Here is a 16,771-nt window from a genome sequence, read left to right as displayed (position 1 = left end):
CTCGAACGAGCCTTCGTCCAGCAAGAGATCGATCCGCTCGCGCGCCGTCAGCTTGCCCTTGGCATGCTGGCTCGCCACCCGCTTCTCGCCGCCCCCCGCTCGCGCCTGCTCGCGACGCCGCTCCAGCTCTTCCAGGATGTGTTGCAAGGCTTACTCCGACCGAGCTGTGAACGTCGCAAAGAAAGGATTTTGCGTGGCTTCGGGCGTCGCCCTCAAGGAAATTGAGGCTGTGGCGAGGGCTTGCGAACTTGCATCTTGTGAAATAGCAAAGTTGCGAAATGGGAGAGAAGCTGTTCATCGGGCCGCGCCTGCGGCTGTTGCGCCAGGCCAAGGGCTGGAAGCTGGAGGCCTGCGCCGCGCAGCTTGGGCTGTCGGCCAGCTACCTGTCGCAGATCGAGGCCAACCAGCGACCGGTCACCGCCCGGGTGCTGATCGACGTCATGCGGGTGTTCGAGGTGGACGCCGCCTCGCTGGACGCCGCCGACGACCAGCGGCTGATCGCCGACCTGCGCGAGGCCACGGCGGATGCTCCGGTGGGCGGCGAGGCGCCGGCCCTGTCGGAGATCAAGGCGGCGGTGGCCAACACGCCGAACCTCGCCAAGGCGTATCTCGACCTGCACCGCGCCTATCGCCGGCTGGACGAACGGCTGAAGGCGACCGAGGAGGCCGTGTCGCTGGACGAGCGCGGGGCGGCCAGCGCGCTGTTGCCCTATGAAGAGGTCCGCGACTTCTTCCACTACAAGAACAACTACATCCACAGCCTGGACGTCGCCGCCGAGGCCCTGGCGGTCGAGATCGGCGGGGGCGGCGAGCGGGCGCTGGAGGCGTATCTCGCCGACCGCCTAGGCGTGCGGGTGGTGCGCGGCGACGAGCCGGACCTGCTGCGTCACTGGGATGGCGCGTCGCGGACCGTGACCATTGGCGCGGCCCATCCCGAGGCGACCCGCAGCTTCCAGCTGGCCTACCAGATCGCCGCCCTGACCCTGCCCGACATCGTCGAGAGCGAGCTGGCCGCGGCGGGCTTTCGCAGCGACAGCGCCGCCAAGGTCTGTCGCACGGGCCTTCTGAACTACGCCGCCGGCGCGCTCGTCCTGCCCTACGAACGGTTCCGCGAGGCTGCGCGGGCGGCGCGGCACGACATCGAGCGTCTGGCCCTGACTTTCCAGACCAGCCTGGAGCAGGTGTTCCATCGCCTGTCGACGCTGCAGCGGCCGGGGGCGCGCGGCGTGCCGTTCTACTTCGTGCGGCTGGACCGGGCCGGCAACATCACCAAGCGCCACAGCGCCACGCGCCTGCAGTTCGCGCGTTTCGGCGGAGCCTGCCCGCTGTGGAACGTGCACGACGCCTTCGCCCGGCCGGACGCCTGGCTGGTGCAACTGGCGCAGATGCCCGACGCGGTGCGCTATATCTGCATCGCGCGCGGGGTGGTGAAGCCGTCGGGCGCCTATCGCCAGGCCGAGCGCCGCTATGCCCTGGGCCTGGGCTGCGAGGCCCGCTACGCCGACCAGCTTGTCTATGCGGATGGGCTGGACCTGGCCGGGCCGTCGGCGCCGATCGGCGTCAGCTGCCGGATCTGCGAGCGCGACGACTGCGCGCAGCGCGCCTTCCCGCCGGTGGACCGGGCCTTCGAGGTGTTCGAGGACGACCGCCGCTGGGTGCCGTTCTCGCTGCGAGGATAGGAAGCTTCAGTCGATATGGTTTAGCAGGGCCTGGCCCGCTTCCGTCCAGGCTCCGCCGCGCCCGGACGGTGCGACCAGGCCGTAGTCGACGAGGAGCCCGATAGCGCGTTCGCCGGCGGACATGCTGAGATGGTCGAGTTCGCCATCACGGTCTTCAAGATACTGGGCGCACATCCAAGCGAGGGCGGAGAGCAGGCGCTGTTCTTGGCTGGTCATCCCGAGAGGATGTCGCCGAGAGACAGCGCCCGCAAGGTTGTTACGCCTCGATGTCGACGTCCTTGGTTTCCTTCAGGAACAGCATGCCGATGATCGCGGTCACGGCCGCCACGACGATCGGATACCAGAGGCCGTAGTAGATGTTGCCGGTGGCCGCGACCATGGCGAAGGCCGTGGTCGGCAGGAAGCCGCCGAACCAGCCGTTGCCGATGTGGTAGGGCAGGCTCATCGAGGTATAGCGGATGTTGGTCGGGAACAGCTCGACCAGCATGGCCGCCACCGGGCCGTAGACCATGGTGACGTAGATCACCAGCAGGGTCAGGACGAAGATCACCAGCGGCTTGTTGATCTTGGCCGGGTCGGCCTTCTCGGGATAGCCGGCGGTCTTCAGGGCCTGCGCCAGCTTGGCTTCCCAGGCCTTCTTCTCGACGGCGAACTGCTCCTTCGACAGGGTCTCGCCGCGGAACGAGGGCAGGGTGGTCTCGCCGATGCGGACCTCGGCGATCTCGCCGGCGGCGACGGGCTGGTTCTCATAGCTGACGCCGGCCTTGGCCAGGTACGACTTGGCCAGGTCGCAGGAGGTGTTGAACACCGTCTTGCCGACGGGATCGAACTGGAACGAGCAGTCGGCCGGATCGGCGATCACCGTGACCGGCGCCGAGGCTGTGGCGGCGGCCAGCTGGGGGTTGGCGGCGCTGGTCAGGGTCTTGAACAGCGGGAAGTAGGTGAGGGCGGCGAGCGCGCAGCCCAGCATGATGATCGGCTTGCGGCCGATCTTGTCCGACAGCCAGCCGCAGACCACGAAGAACGGCGTGCCGATCAGCAGGGCGACGGCCACCAGGGTGTTGGCCACAGCGCCGTCGACCTTGAGCATCTTCTCCAGGAAGAACAACGCGTAGAACTGGCCGGTGTACCAGACCACGGCCTGGCCGGCGGTCAGGCCCACCAGGGCCAGGATCACGATCTTCAGGTTGCCCCAGCGGGCGAAGCTGTCCTTCAGCGGCTGCTTGGTGCCCTTGCCTTCGCTGACCATCTTCTGGAACGAGGGGCTTTCCGACAGCTGCAGGCGGATCCACAGCGACACGCCCAGGAGGGCGATCGAGATCAGGAACGGGATGCGCCAGCCGAAGGCCTGGAAGGCGTCTTCGCCGACGGTCGAGCGCGTGGCCAGGATCACCACCAGGCTCAGGAACAGGCCGAAGGTCGCGGTGATCTGGATGAAGCTGGTGTAGAAGCCGCGACGCCCGTGCGGGGCGTGCTCGGCGACGTAGGTGGCCGCGCCGCCGTACTCGCCGCCCAGCGCCAGGCCCTGCAGCAGGCGCATCAAGAMCAGCGCGATGGGGGCGGCGACGCCGATCTGCTCGTAGCTGGGCAGCAGGCCGACCACGAAGGTCGACAGGCCCATCAGCAGCATGGTGACGAGGAAGGTGTTCTTGCGGCCCCACAGGTCGCCCAGGCGTCCGAACACCAGCGCCCCGAACGGACGCACGGCGAACCCGGCGGCGAAGGCCAGAAGGGCGAAGATGTAGCCCGTGGTCTCGTTCACGCCCGAGAAGAAGTGGTGGGTGATGTAGGTGGCCAGCGAGCCGTACAGGTAGAAGTCGTACCACTCGAAGACCGTGCCCACCGACGCCGCGCCGATGACCAAGGCGTCCTTGCGCTGAACGGTCTCTCCGTTCTTTGCGCCTGACGTCGCTACGGCGTCCGCCATACTCGTATCCTCCTCAAAGCGTCGCCGCTTTGCGCGGCTGATCGTTGCGGGGGATGATGGCAGGCGCCTCGCGACTTACGTAAAGGGGAACTTTCGTGGAACGCAGGGTTGCGAACGACGATTTTCGGGGATTGAGCCGGTCGATGCTGCCACCGGTGGCATGACGAGCCCGCGCAGAGGTCAAGCCAGGACGTAGATCCAGGCTTCGACGGGACCGGCCTCGGTTTCGACCGTGACGCTTACCCTGCGGTAGCCGGCGCCCTCGAAGGCGTCGAGCCGGGACCAGTGCGCTTCCAGCGCCTCGCTCTCCAGCACCTGCACCGCGATCGCCTCGCCGCCTGGATCTTGAACGAGGCCGGGAAAGCCGATGGCCGCACCCCAGCCTTCGGCGACCAAGCGGCCGCGCACGACGCCGGTGGTCCAGCGCCCGCCGAGCGGCGCCAGGTGATGGTGGTTGGGGCGTCCGGGGGCGAGCGAGCCATAGACCGCCAGGCGTTGGGCGGGGCGGTCGGCGTAGCGGCTGATCTCGATCAGGTTCTTGTCGGGGTCGCGGAAATAGATCGAGGTCATGGGACCCAGCGCGCCGTTGCGGTCGACCGGGCCGAGTTCGACAGCGACGCCGCAGTCGGAAAGATGGGCGAGCGCTTCTTCGAGCGGCCGGCGCGTGATCAGGCAGAAGTCGCCTGCGCCGGTGATGGTTCGCGCCGCCTTGGGCGTGAAGGGCGCGTGGGCCGGGTGCAGGTTGATCTTCCAGCGGCCGAAGCGAACGGCCGTGGGCTTGCCGGGCGTCGTGACACGCTCGGCGCCCAGCACGCGCTCGTAGAAGGCCGCGCTGGCCTCGACGGAGGCGACGGTCAGCACGAAGTGGTCGAGGCGGTCGATCTGGATCACTCAGGCCTCCGTCAGCCAGGCACGGAGCAGCGCGGTCGTCTCGTCGGGGCGTTCCATGGCCGGCAGGTGGCCGCAGTCTTCGAAGACGTGCAGGCGCGAGCCGCGGATCGCCTCGTGGATCGCGCGGGACTCGGCGGGCGGGGTCAGCTGGTCGGAGTCGCCGACGGCCACCAGGGTCGGCATGGCGATCGACGGCAGCAGCGGGCAGGAGTCGGGCCGGCCGAGGATGGCGCGCTGCTGGCGCAGGAAGGCCGGGCCGCCGACGCGGGCGGCCATTTCCTTGACCTCGGCGCCCAGCGGCTCGTCCAGGCGCGAGGCGTGCAGCAGTTGCGGCAGCATGCGCTGGGTGACGCCCAGAAACCGGCCGACCTCCAGCGCGGCCATGGCGCGGCGGCGGTTCTCGGCGCGGGCGGGCGTGTCGGGCGCGGCGCTGGTGGCCAGCAGGGCAAGGCGCGCGACCCGTTCCGGCGCCTGGCGCAGGATCTCGAAGGCGACGTAGCCGCCCATGGAGAGGCCGGCCAGGGCGAAGCGCTCGGGGGCGGCGGCCAGCACGCGCCGGGCCATGGCCGCGACGCTGTCGTCCAGGGTCAGGTCGGTGATGATCGGGTCGGCGATATCCGAAAGGTCCGCCGCCTGGTCGCGCCACAGGCGGGCGTCGCACAGCAGGCCGGGCAGGAAGACGAGGGCTTGGCGGTCGGTCATGACGGGTCTTCCCGGGGAATGCGCAGGGCCAGGGCGACGCCGGCCAGGACGAGAGCGGCGGTGAAGCCGGCGACGGCGGGCCAGGCGCCGTGTCGCCAGAACCAGCCGCCGACGGCGCCGGCCAGGCTCGAGCCGGCATAATAGAACAGCAGGTACAGCGCCGCCGACTGGCTCTTGGCCGGTCCGGCCAGCCGCCCGACCCAGCCGCTGGCCACCGCGTGGGCGATGAAGAAGCCGGTGGTGACCAGCGCGATCCCGGCGATGACGGAAACCAGGCTGGCCGGCAGGGTCAGGACGATCCCGGCCAGGATGACGGCGAGGCCGACCAGCAGCAGGCGGCGACGGCCGTGGCGCTCGGCCAGCCGCCCCGCGGTCGACGAGGACCACACGCCGAAGGCGTAGACCAGGAAGATCAGGCCGACCTGCGTCTGGCTGAGGTGGTAGGGCGCGCCTTCCAGGCGGAACTCGACATAGTTGAACAGGGCCACGAACACGCCGGTCAGGCAGAAGCCCAGGCCGAACAGGGCCGGCAGGCCGGGGCGTCGCCAGGCCTGGCCCCATGTCCTGAGCCGGTCGGACAGGTGTTCGGGCGCGGGGGCGCGTACGTGGCGGGGCTTGGGCAGCAGCGCGAAGAAGGCGAGGGCGGCGACAAGGTCGATGGCGCCGATGGCCGCCATGGCCATGCGCCAGTCGAAGGTCGCCAGCAGCAGGCCCATGCCGACGCGGCCGGCCATGCCGCCGAACGCCGTGCCGGCGACGTAGAGGCCCATGGCGGCGGCCAGGTCGGAGGCTTCGGTTTCCTCGGCAAGATAGGTCATGGCCACGGCCGGCACGCCGCCGAGCAGCAGGCCCTCGGCGGCGCGGGCGACCAGCAGCAGCGGCCAGCTCGGCGCCAGGGCGGCGGCGAGGTTGCAGGCGGCGGCCAGCACCATCGAGCCGAACATCAGCGTCTTGAGGTTCAGCCGCTGGGCCGCGCCGCCGGCCATCAGGATGGCGATCGCCAGGGTGGCGGTGCTCAGCGACAGGGCCATGGCGCTCTGGGCGGGCGACAGGCCGAAGGAGCGGGCGAAGGTCGGCAGCAGGGGCTGCACGCAATAGAGCAGGCTGAAGGTCGAGAAGCCGCCGAGGAACAGTGCCAGCGACATCCGGCGCAGGCGGCCCGCATCCCTGGCGGGCGAGGCGGCGATGGTGGCGCAGGCGGTCATGACGGTGATCTAGAACTGCGCCTTTTGACAGTCCAATATATGGCGATCGGATTTTCGATAGCTTTTGGAGATGATGTGGAGCTGCGTCACATCCGCTACTTCCTGGCCGTCGCCGAGGAAGGGCACTTCACGCGGGCGGCGGCCAGGATCGGCATCGGCCAGCCGCCGCTGAGCCAGCAGATCAAGGACCTGGAGGCCGAACTGGGCGTGACCCTGTTCAAGCGCCTGCCGACCGGGGCCGAGTTGACCGAGGCGGGAAGGGCGTTTCACGCCGCCGTATGCAACATGCCCGATCAGGCCAGGTCCGCGGCTCTCCTGGCGAGGAAGGCGGCGCGGGGCGAGAGCGGCTCGCTGCGCCTGGGCTTTACCGGCTCGGCGGTGCTCAATCGCGCGGTGCAGGCCTCGGTGCGCGCCTATCGCCGGCGCTATCCGGACGTGGAGCTGTCGCTGGCCGAGACCAACAGCACCCATCTGGCGGCAGAGGTCACGCAGGGCGCATTGGACGCGGCCTTCCTGCGACCCGGGGCCGTTGATCTTGCGGGCCTGCGGGTGCACGACCTGGACGGCGAGGAGATGGTGGCCGTGCTGCCCGCCTCGCATCCGGCGGCTTCGGGCGAGAAGGTCGACTTGCACGACCTGCGGGCCGAGGCCTTCATCCTGACGCCGCGCGGCCTGGGGCCCACGGTCTTCGACGCCGCGGTCGAGGCCTGCCGGCGGGCCGGCTTCGAGCCGGTCCTGGGCCAGCCGGCGCCGCAGATGCTGTCTCTGGTGGCTCTGGTCGCGGCAGAGCTGGGCGTGTCGATAGTGCCGGTCTCGATGGCCCGCCTGGCGCTCGACGGCGTGGTCTTCCGGCCCATCGCCGGCGGAACGCCGATCGCGCAACTCAGCCTGGTTACTGGGAAAACACCGTCACCCGCCCTGCAAAACTTTGTCAGGATCGCGCTCGGCTCGAGGGTTGATTTGTAATATCAATACGAAGATATTCCGCCCCGAAAACCCCGGCCGGGCCTTCATCGCAGCCGGGAAGACAGAACGGGAGCATTCGCCATGTCGGGACAACTTCGGAAGCTGGGCCTGGGGCTTATCGCCGGCCTGATGGCCTCCACCGCCGCCGTCGCGGCCGAACCCGCCAAAGGACCGAAGACCTATCTGGGCGTCGACATCTCGTACGCCAACGAGATGGACGACTGCGGGGCCGTCTACCGTTCCGGCGGCAAGACCGTCGAGCAGTACCAGTTCTTCAAGGACGCCGGCTCGAACATCGCCCRCATCCGCCTGTGGAACGACCCGCAGTGGACGAACTATTCCAACATCGCCGACGTCACCAAGAGCATCAAGCGCGCCAAGGCCGCCGGCCTGCAGGTGCTGCTCGACTTCCACTATTCGGACGACTGGGCCGACGGTGAGAAGCAACTGGCCCCCAAGGCCTGGGAGAAGCTGTCGACGCCCGACCAAGCCAAGGCCCTCTACGCCTTCACCTACGACACCCTGACCAAGCTCGACGCCCAGGGCCTGATGCCCGACCTGGTGCAGGTGGGCAACGAGACCAACGGCGAGATCGTCTCGACGCTGGAAAAGGCCAAGGACCCGATCAACTGGGAGCGCAACGCGCTGCTGTTCAACGCCGGCATCAAGGCCGTGCGCGACGCCGGCGCCAAGGGCTCGAAGAACCCGCGGGTGATGCTGCACATCGCCCAGCCCGACACCGTCGAGGACTGGTTCGCGGCCGCGGCCAAGGCCGGCGTCACCGACTACGACATGATCGGCATCAGCTACTACAGCAAGTGGTCCAAGCGCTCGATGGCGCAGCTGGGCGAGTCCATCAACCGCCTGCGCCACACCTATGCGGCCGACGTGGTGGTGGTCGAGACGTCCTATCCCTTCACCACCGAAGGCGCCGACAGCTCGCCCAACCTGTTGGGCGAAGACTCTCTGATCCCGGGCTATCCCGCCACTCAGGAAGGCCAGAAGAAGTACCTGATCGACCTGACCCAGCTGGTGTTCGCCAACGGCGGCACGGGCGTCTTCTACTGGGAGCCGGCCTGGGTCTCGACCAAGTGCAAGACCCGCTGGGGCACCGGCTCGAACTGGGAGAACTCGACCCTGTTCGACTTCAAGGGCCAGCCGGTCCAGGGGATCAAGTGGCTGTCGACCACCTACGTCATGCCGGTCGAGACGACCTTCAAGGTGGCGGCCGGCGACAAGCCCGCGGGGTTCATCGACGGCGACTTCCTGGGTGGGGCCGGGCCGCGCCCGATGGTTCGCGAAGGCGCCGACTTCGTCTACCGCACGCGCCTGATGCCGGGCGCCGCGGTGACCGTCGCGACCGCCCCGACGGCGGAAGCGGTGGGCGAGGCTTCGGCCGTCAGCGCGACCATCTCGGCCAAGCCCAGCGCCGTGCGGTTGCCCGCCCAGCCCTGACGACTTGTCAGATGTGATTGATATGATAAATAGCACTGGCGTGCCGGTCCGCAGAGCCGGCGCGCCAGCGCCCGTCAGAGGCGCGGCTCTCCTTTCGGCGCGGACCGTCGCGCCTCACTGATCCGGCCGTTTGACGCCGGTCCTCTCCACAAAACCAGAAGACAGCCACGCCCGCAGAAGGCGTCGCGTCCTAATTGGGGGAACTAGATGACCCGACAATCCATGCTGCTCGCCGCCGCCAGCGGTCTGAGCCTGCTCGCCGTTTCGTCCGCCGCCTGGGCGCAGGACGCCGCTCCCGCTGCCGACACCCAGGTCGAAGAAGTCGTCGTCACCGGCGTGCGCAAGAGCCTGCGCGACGCCCTGGGCGTGAAGCAAGGTTCCGACAAGGTGGTCGAGGCGATCTCGGCCAAGGACATCGGCCAGCTGCCCGACGTGACGATCGCCGAGTCGATCGCCCGCCTGCCCGGCGTGAACGCCACGCGCGACCGCGGCAACGACAGCCAGGCGGTGGTCCGCGGCCTCGGCGCCCGCCTCGTGCTGGGCACCATCAACAACCGTGAAGTCGCCTCGTCCGAGCCCGACCGCAACGTCCGCTGGGAAGTCTATCCCTCGGAAGTCGTCCAGGGCGTACAGGTCTACAAGTCGCAGTCGGCCGACCTGATCGCCGGCGGCGTCGCGGCCACCATCAACATCCAGACGATCGACCCGCTGGACTACCGCGGTCCGTCGGTCGTGCTGCGCGCCGGCCCAGTCTATTATGACGGCGGCAAGGACATCCCGGACTACGGCCAGACCGGCTACCGCGCCAGCGGCTCGTTCGTGCACAAGTTCAACGACGACCTGGCCATGGTGCTGGGCCTGACCTCGCAGAAGCAGAAGAACGGCTACGTGTCGTTCCAAGGCTGGGGCTGGAACGACTCCAACATCCGCACCCCCGTCGGCGCCAGCGACTTCAGCGGCGACCTGAACGGCGACGGCAAGACCGACGCCACCCCGTGGGGCCTGCAGCTGGAAGTCAAGAAGCTCGAGCAGAAGCGTGACGGCGTCTCGACCGGCCTGCAGTGGAAGCCGACCGACAACTTCGAACTGAAGTTCGACGCCCTCTACTCGAACATCAAGATCCGCGAAGACCAGGACCAGGCCGTCTACGCCCGCAACCGCGGCAACTGGGACAACGGCAACTGGGGCGACTACAACGGCGCCGGCGCGTCCTACGTGCTGGAAAACAACACCGTCGTCGCCGCGACCCTGCCGTACGGCTCGATCACCTCGATCCTGGCTCGCTACACCGAAGACAAGACCCTGTTCGCCACCGGCCTGAACGGCAAGTGGAACAAGGACCTGTGGACCATCGCCGGCGACATCTCGTACTCGAAGGCCGAGCGCGAGAACAACTGGCGCGCCGTCCGCATGGACAGCTGGCCCTCGTCGCTGAGCTACGACGTCCGCGCCGGCGCCAAGCCGTTCGTGACCGCCTCGCAGGATCCGATCTCGCTGGCCCAGACGGTGCAGAGCGGCTCGGCCGGCAACAACGGCGGCCAGAACGACGGGCTGGAGCAGCTGAACGACGAACTCGTCGCCGGCGCCCTGGACTTCACCCGCGACCTGAGCGGCACGTTCAAGAGCCTGCAGTTCGGCTTCCGCGTTTCGGACCGCACCAAGGACCACAGCCAGGGCCAGTGGTTCGTCTGCGCCAACCCGGGCAACCTGAGCAACATCTACGACGCCAGCCTGCAGGACGAGTGGGGCAACTGCCTGCAGTCGACCACCGTGCCGGCCAACCTGCTCAGCTCGTACAACATCGGCGGCTTCAACGTTCCGGGGATCATCACCGGCGACCTGGACGCCGTGGCCCGCGCGATTTACGGCGACAACGCGTTCAACTACGCCAACGCCCGCGACAACCTGGCCCAGCGCTGGAAGGTCAACGAGAAGGTCGGCGAGGCCTACGCCAAGCTGAACTTCGCCGCCGACAGCTTCGCCGGCTCGTGGCTGACGGGTAACGTCGGCGTGCGCGTGGTCACCACCAAGACCAGCAGCGACGGCTATCGCCAGAACGCCGGCGCCAACACCTTCTCGGCCGTGACGGTCGACAACGACTACACCGACGTCCTGCCCTCGGCGAACGCCAAGTTCGACTTCGGCGATGGCAAGGTCGTGCGCGTGGGCCTGGCCCAGGTCGTGGCCCGTCCGCCGCTGGACGAACTGCGCGCCAGCAAGACCCTCAGCACCTGGGCGCCGTACACCGGCTCGGGCGGCAACCCGAACCTGAAGCCGTTCAAGGCCGTCCAGTTCGACCTGTCGGGCGAGTGGTACTTCCGTCCGGAAGCCCTGGTGGCCCTGGCCTACTACTACAAGGACGTCGACACCTACATCGGCTGGACCCAGACGCCCGAGACCTACAATGGCACCACCTACGCCGTGGCCACGCCGGTCAACGGCGGCGGCGGCTACATCCAGGGCGTCGAGGCGACCTTCCAGACGCCGTTCTTCTTCCTGCCGTCGGGCTTCGACAAGTTCGGGATCTATTCGAACTACGCCTTCGTCGACTCCGACCTGAACGAGATGACGCCGTCGACCAAGCCGCTGTCGCTGACGGGCCTGGCCAAGCACACCGCGACGGTCGACCTGTGGTACTCCAACGGTCCGATCGAAGCGCGCCTGGGCTACAAGTACCACAGCCCGATGACCGTGATTTACGGCTGGAACGGCTCGGAACTGCAGACCTTGGGCACTGAAAAGACCCTGGACTTCAGCACCTCGTACCAGATCAACGACATGGTCGGCGTGCGCTTCCAGGCCAACAACCTGACCAACCGCGCCATGCGCACCTACCGCGACGGCGACGAGAACCGCCTGGGCCGCTACGACATCTATGGTCGTCGCTTCCTGATGGACGTCACGGTGAAGTTCTAAATCCGTCTATCCTCCCCCTCGCTTCGGCGAGGGGGTCTATTCCTAGGACGTCACTCCTCCCCGACGATCCTTTGCTGGGGGAGGAAACCTCGCCGGTTTCCTCCCCTTTCTTTTGCTTACGAGAGGTCCCCGATGGTCGAGTTCAGCCGCCGGCAAGCCCTGGCCGCCACCGCAGGCGTCGCCGCCTTCGCCGCCGCGTCTTCCGCCCGCGCCGCAAAGCCCGCCGCAGCTCCCGCCAGGAAGGCCGCGCCCGTCGTCGTCGACCTGGGCCCGCGCGAGCGCACCAGCCTGGACTTCGACTGGAAGTTCCACCTGGGCCACGCCCAGGACCCTGCCCGTGATTTCGGCTACGGCGCCAATCAGCGCACCTACGCCAAGGCCGGCGCCGACGCGCCCAACTGGTGGGTGGCCGCCGCCGCCCAGAAGACCTTCGACGACAGCGCCTGGACGCCGGTGACCGTGCCGCACGACTGGGCCGTCACCCTGCCGTTCGAAAACAATCCCGACTACAAGCCCAGCGGCAAGCCCGACGACGAGGACCTGCGCGCCGCCCACGGCTACAAGGCCATCGGCCGCGAGTTCCCGCAGAACAGCATCGGCTGGTACCGCAAGACCTTCGCCCTCCCGGCCGTCGAGCCGGGCACGCGCCTGTCGATCGAGTTCGACGGCGTGATGCGCGACGCCGTGGTGATGGTGAACGGCTACGTCCTCGAGCACGAGGAAAGCGGCTACGCCAGCTTCCGCGTCGACATCACCGACATCGCCAATGTCGGCGGCGACAACCTGATCACCGTGCGCGTCGACGCCAGCCTGGGCGAAGGCTGGTTCTACGAGGGCGCGGGCATCTATCGTCACGTCTGGCTGGTCAAGACCGCGCCGGTGCACGTGCCCCAGTGGGGCGTGTTCGTGAAGTCCAAGGTCGACGGCACGCTGGAGATCGAGACGGATCTGGCCAACGAGGGCGACGAGGCCGTCGCGTTCGAGCTGGTCCACACCGTGCTCGACGGCGCGGGCAAGCCGGCCCTGGCCGTCGCCCCGGCGGCCGGCCGCCTGCCGGGCTGGCAGCGCCAGTCGCTGTCGCAGACCGTGACCCTGGCCAATCCGGTGCTGTGGTCGCTGGAGAACCCGCACCTCTACACCCTGGTCACCGAGGTGAAGGTCGGCGGCGCGGTGGTCGACCGCTACGCCACGCCGTTCGGCGTGCGCTCGGTGCGCTTCGACCCCAAGGAAGGCCTGTTCCTCAACGACAAGCACGTCAAGCTGCAGGGGACCTGCAACCACCAGGACCACGCCGGCGTCGGCGCGGGCATCCCCGACACCCTGCAGGTCTGGCGGATCGAGCAGCTGCAGTCGATGGGCTGCAACGCCTATCGCGCCTCGCACAACCCGGCCACGCCCGAGCTGATGGACGCCTGCGACCGCCTGGGCATGCTGTTCATCGCCGAGACGCGCCGGATGTCCAGCGACCCGACCTCGCTGGACGAGATGGAGCGGCTGATCCGCCGCGACCGCAACCACCCTTGCATCATCCTGTGGTCGATCGGCAACGAAGAGCCGCAGCAGGGCACGGCGCGCGGCCGCAAGGTGGCCAAGACCATGAAGCGCCTGGTCAATCGCCTGGACCCGACCCGCGGCGTCACCGCGGCCATGGACTCAGGCTTTGGCGACGGCATCACCGCCGAGCTCGACGTCATCGGCTTCAACTACCGCCACGAGAAGATGGACGACTTCCACGCCCGCTTCCCGAACCTGCCGATCATCGGCAGCGAGAGCGGCAGCACGGTCACCACGCGCGGCGAGTACCTGCGCAGCGACGCCAAGAGCTACGTCCCGGCCTACGACACCGACCACCCCTGGTGGGCGACCACGGCCGAGAAGTGGTGGAGCCACGCGGCAGACCGTCCGTGGATGGCCGGCGGCTTCATCTGGACCGGCTTCGACTATCGCGGCGAGCCGACCCCCTTCAACCGCTGGCCCAGCATCAGCTCGCACTTCGGCGCGCTCGACACCTGCGGCTTCCCGAAGGACAACTACTATTACTACCGCGCCTGGTGGCGGAAGGAGCCGCTGCTGCACCTGTTCCCGCACTGGAACTGGGAAGGCCAGGAAGGAAAGCCGGTCGCCGTCTGGGTTCACAGCAACTGCGACAAGGTCGAGCTCTTCTTGAACGGCAAGAGCCAGGGCGTGCGCGAGGTGAAGGCCAACCACCACGTCGAATGGTCGGTGCCTTACGCGCCGGGCGTGATCGAGGCCCACGGCTACAAGGACGGCAAGGTGATCCTGCGTCAGCGCCGCGAGACCGCCGGTCCCGCCGCCGCCGTGCGCCTGACGACCGACCGTTCGGCCCTGGCGGCCGACGGCCAGGACGTCGGCATCCTCAAGGTCGAGGTGGTCGACGCCAAGGGCCGCGTCGTGCCCAAGGCCGAGGACCTGGTCACCTTCGCGGTGACCGGCCCGGGCGAGGTGATCGGGGTCGGCAACGGCAACCCGACCAGCCACGAGAGCGATGTCGCAAGCTCGCGGAAGGTCTTCAACGGCCTGGCCCAGGCCATCGTCCGCACCAAGCGCGGCCAGGCCGGCGAAGTGCGCGTCCTGGCCTCGGCGCACGGCCTGAAGCCGGCGTCGCTGGCGCTGAAGGCGGGGTAGGCTTCCATCTCCATTGTCATCCCGGCCGTAGCGAAGCGGAGCGCCGGGATCTCCCACGGGGGCCATATCCTGAAACGTGGGAGATCCCGGCTCTACGGCGCCTTGCGCCTTCGGCCGGGATGACAAGGGGAGGGGCGGGATCTGATCTCCCGCGCAAGATCCTTCCAAGAGGACCGGAATTAGGGGTGGACGCTGGCCGCGAGCGCGGCAGTATCCACCCCTTCTTTCGAAAGCTTCGCCAGGATCGTCCATGCGCCGCCCCACCAAACTGCTGCTCGTTTCGCTGCTGGCCCTGGCGGCGGCGAGCCCGATGGCCGGCGTCGCCGCCGTTCGCGAGGCGCCCCAGGCCCTGTTCACCGGCCGCGACCTGTTCGGCCTGGAAGTCGCCTCCGATCCGCAGATCCGACCCGACGGCGACCTGATCGCCTATGTCCGGGCGTCCAACGACATCATGGTCGACCGCGCCGTGCGTTCGATCTGGCTGGTCGATACGAAGACCGGGGCCCAGACGCCGCTGGTGGCGGGGCAGGGCTCGGCCATGTCACCGCGCTGGTCGCCGGACGGCCAGCGTCTGGCCTATGTGCTGGTGACGCCCGACGCGGGCGCGCAGCTCTATGTGCAGTGGGTCGCCACCGGCCGCACCGCGCGCCTGGCCACGCTGGTCGAGGCCCCCAGCGACCTGACCTGGTCGCCCGACGGCAAGACCATCGCCTTCACGATGCTGACCGCCGACGACGGCGCCAAGCTGGGCTCGGCCCCCGAGGGCAAGCCCGAGAACGCCAAGTGGGCGCCGCCGCTGACCGTCGAGACCCGCGTCACCTTCCGTGGCGACGGCGAGGGCACGCTGAAGGCCGGCTTCTCCAAGATCTATACGATCTCGTCCGAAGGCGGCGCGCCGCGCCAGCTGACCTTCGGCAAGTTCGACGACCGGGGTCCGCTGTCCTTCACCAAGGACGGCCGCTACCTGCTGTTCTCGGCCAACCGCGCCGAGGGCTGGGAGCGCAATCCGGCCGAGGCCGAGATCTGGCGCCTGACCTTGGCCGACGGCGCGCTGAAGGCCTTGACCACGCGCGTCGGTCCCGACGCCAACCCGGTGGTGTCGCCCGACGGCCGTCAGGTGGCCTATGTCGGCTATGACGACGCCCGCCGTCGGGGCTACGAGAACACCCGCCTCTACGTGATGGACATCGACGGCGGAAACAGCAGGGTGCTGACCGGCGACCTTGATCGCTCGATCGACAACCCGGTCTGGTCGGCCGACGGCCGCGGCCTCTACGTTTCCTACGACGAGAACGGCTCGGTCCGCGTCGCCCGCGCAGACCTGTCGGGCAAGGTGGAAACGGTGGTGACGGGCCTGACCGGCGCCGGCCTTGACCGTCCCTACAGCGGCGGCGCGTTCAGCGTGGCGCGCGACGGCGCGGTGGCCTTCACCCAGGGCTCGACCAGCCGTCCCTCCGACATCGCCATCGCCAGGAAGGGCGGCGAGGCCAGGCGCCTGACCGCCCTGAACGCCGACCTCCTGGGCGCCAAGACCCTGGGCAAGGTCGAGGCCCTGCCGGTGAAGTCGTCCTTCGACGGCAAGGACATCGGCGCCTGGATCGTCACTCCGCCCAACTTCGATCCCGCCAAGAAGTACCCGCTGATCCTCGAGATCCACGGCGGGCCGTTCTCGGCCTATGGCCCCAGCTTCTCGACCGACAACCAGCTCTATGCGGCGGCCGGCTACGTGGTGGTCTACGCCAACCCGCGCGGCTCGACGTCGTACGGCGAGGCCTTCGCCAACGAGATCGACCGCAACTATCCCAGCCACGACTACGACGACCTGATGAGCGCGGTGGACGCGGCCATCGCCAAGGGCTTCGTCGACACCGACCGGCTCTATGTGACCGGCGGTTCGGGCGGCGGCGCCCTGACGGCCTGGATCGTCGGCAAGACCAACCGCTTCGCCGCGGCCGCCACCCAGAAGCCGGTGATCAACTGGTCCAGCCAGGTGCTGACCACCGACGCCTACAGCTTCATGGCCTCGTACTGGTTCGGCAAGATGCCGTGGGAGGATCCGCAAGGCTATTGGGCGCGCTCGCCGCTGTCGCTGGTGGGCAACGTCAAGACGCCGACCCTGGTCGTGGTCGGCGACCAGGACCTGCGCACGCCGGTGGCCGAGTCCGAACAGTACTACCAGGCCCTGCAGCTGCGCGGCGTGCCGACGGCGCTGGTCAAGGTGCCCGGCGCCAGCCACGGCGGCCTGGCCGTCCGCCCCTCGCAGTCGGCCGCCAAGGCCTCGGCGATCCTGGCCTGGTTCGAGAAGTTCCAGTCGCCGCCGAAGTGACGAAAAACCCCCTCCGGCCCTTCGGACCACCTCCCCCAAAGGGGGAGGATCTTAAGCG

General features: G+C 68.6%; 12 protein-coding genes. 6 read left to right on the top strand and 6 right to left on the bottom strand.

What is annotated here, in order from left to right:
- Positions 1 to 147, bottom strand: a 147-nt coding sequence (locus AC1DCG_RS14595) for a carboxyl transferase domain-containing protein (protein ID WP_477030657.1), incomplete at its 3' end; no start/stop codon positions are given.
- A gap of 131 nt (positions 148 to 278) precedes the next feature.
- Here AC1DCG_RS14595 and AC1DCG_RS14590 point away from each other — a divergent pair.
- Positions 279 to 1,679 (top strand): helix-turn-helix domain-containing protein, encoded by a 1,401-nt coding sequence (locus tag AC1DCG_RS14590; RefSeq protein ID WP_477030656.1) that lies wholly within the window; start codon positions 279 to 281, stop codon positions 1,677 to 1,679.
- A 6-nt stretch (positions 1,680 to 1,685) separates the two neighbouring features.
- Here the strand turns inward: AC1DCG_RS14590 and AC1DCG_RS14585 are convergent, their stop codons facing one another.
- From AC1DCG_RS14585 to AC1DCG_RS14565, 5 genes are all read right to left on the bottom strand, one after another.
- Positions 1,686 to 1,895: a hypothetical protein gene (locus AC1DCG_RS14585; protein ID WP_477030655.1), complete on the bottom strand. Its 210-nt coding sequence runs from the start codon at positions 1,893 to 1,895 to the stop codon at positions 1,686 to 1,688.
- Between the two features lie 40 nt (positions 1,896 to 1,935).
- On the bottom strand, positions 1,936 to 3,606 hold the full coding sequence (locus tag AC1DCG_RS14580; protein ID WP_477041533.1) for an MFS transporter: 1,671 nt from the start codon (positions 3,604 to 3,606) through the stop codon (positions 1,936 to 1,938).
- A 180-nt stretch (positions 3,607 to 3,786) separates the two neighbouring features.
- On the bottom strand, positions 3,787 to 4,497 hold the full coding sequence (locus AC1DCG_RS14575) for a gamma-glutamylcyclotransferase (protein WP_477030653.1): 711 nt from the start codon (positions 4,495 to 4,497) through the stop codon (positions 3,787 to 3,789).
- On the bottom strand, positions 4,498 to 5,199 hold the full coding sequence (locus tag AC1DCG_RS14570) for an alpha/beta fold hydrolase (RefSeq protein WP_477030652.1): 702 nt from the start codon (positions 5,197 to 5,199) through the stop codon (positions 4,498 to 4,500).
- Positions 5,196 to 6,404, bottom strand: coding sequence for an MFS transporter (locus AC1DCG_RS14565; protein ID WP_477030651.1), 1,209 nt, complete (start codon positions 6,402 to 6,404; stop codon positions 5,196 to 5,198). Before AC1DCG_RS14565 ends, AC1DCG_RS14570 begins: the two co-directional genes overlap by 4 nt.
- Positions 6,405 to 6,479: 75 nt before the next feature.
- On the opposite strand from AC1DCG_RS14565, the gene AC1DCG_RS14560 reads away from it, so the two are divergent.
- The 5 genes from AC1DCG_RS14560 (at position 6,480) to AC1DCG_RS14540 (ending at position 16,713) form a co-directional block, all read left to right on the top strand.
- Positions 6,480 to 7,370: a LysR family transcriptional regulator gene (locus tag AC1DCG_RS14560; RefSeq protein ID WP_477030650.1), complete on the top strand. Its 891-nt coding sequence runs from the start codon at positions 6,480 to 6,482 to the stop codon at positions 7,368 to 7,370.
- An 81-nt stretch (positions 7,371 to 7,451) separates the two neighbouring features.
- Positions 7,452 to 8,825, top strand: a complete 1,374-nt coding sequence (locus AC1DCG_RS14555) for a glycoside hydrolase family 53 protein (protein ID WP_477041532.1) — start codon at positions 7,452 to 7,454, stop codon at positions 8,823 to 8,825.
- Between the two features lie 207 nt (positions 8,826 to 9,032).
- Positions 9,033 to 11,741 (top strand): TonB-dependent receptor, encoded by a 2,709-nt coding sequence (locus tag AC1DCG_RS14550; RefSeq protein ID WP_477037139.1) that lies wholly within the window; start codon positions 9,033 to 9,035, stop codon positions 11,739 to 11,741.
- 132 nt (positions 11,742 to 11,873) lie between these two features.
- Entirely contained in the window at positions 11,874 to 14,387 is a 2,514-nt protein-coding gene (gene galA, locus AC1DCG_RS14545) for a beta-galactosidase GalA (protein ID WP_477037138.1), read from the top strand.
- Positions 14,388 to 14,637: 250 nt separating this feature from the next.
- Positions 14,638 to 16,713, top strand: coding sequence for a prolyl oligopeptidase family serine peptidase (locus tag AC1DCG_RS14540; protein ID WP_477030646.1), 2,076 nt, complete (start codon positions 14,638 to 14,640; stop codon positions 16,711 to 16,713).
- Positions 16,714 to 16,771 lie beyond the last annotated feature (58 nt).

The organism is Caulobacter sp. 10L414, assembly GCF_056395525.1.
This window is presented reverse-complemented; position numbering and strand designations above follow the sequence as displayed.

Bases quoted from the DNA above. Each gene is read 5' to 3' on its own strand.
- AC1DCG_RS14590 (WP_477030656.1), top strand. From the start codon at position 279: ATGGGAGAGAAGCTGTTCATCGGGCCGCGCCTGCGGCTGTTGCGCCAG.
- galA (WP_477037138.1), top strand. From the start codon at position 11,874: ATGGTCGAGTTCAGCCGCCGGCAAGCCCTGGCCGCCACCGCAGGCGTC.
- AC1DCG_RS14550 (WP_477037139.1), top strand. From the start codon at position 9,033: ATGACCCGACAATCCATGCTGCTCGCCGCCGCCAGCGGTCTGAGCCTG.
- AC1DCG_RS14565 (WP_477030651.1), bottom strand. From the start codon at position 6,404: ATGACCGCCTGCGCCACCATCGCCGCCTCGCCCGCCAGGGATGCGGGC.
- AC1DCG_RS14585 (WP_477030655.1), bottom strand. From the start codon at position 1,895: ATGACCAGCCAAGAACAGCGCCTGCTCTCCGCCCTCGCTTGGATGTGC.
- AC1DCG_RS14570 (WP_477030652.1), bottom strand. From the start codon at position 5,199: ATGACCGACCGCCAAGCCCTCGTCTTCCTGCCCGGCCTGCTGTGCGAC.
- AC1DCG_RS14540 (WP_477030646.1), top strand. From the start codon at position 14,638: ATGCGCCGCCCCACCAAACTGCTGCTCGTTTCGCTGCTGGCCCTGGCG.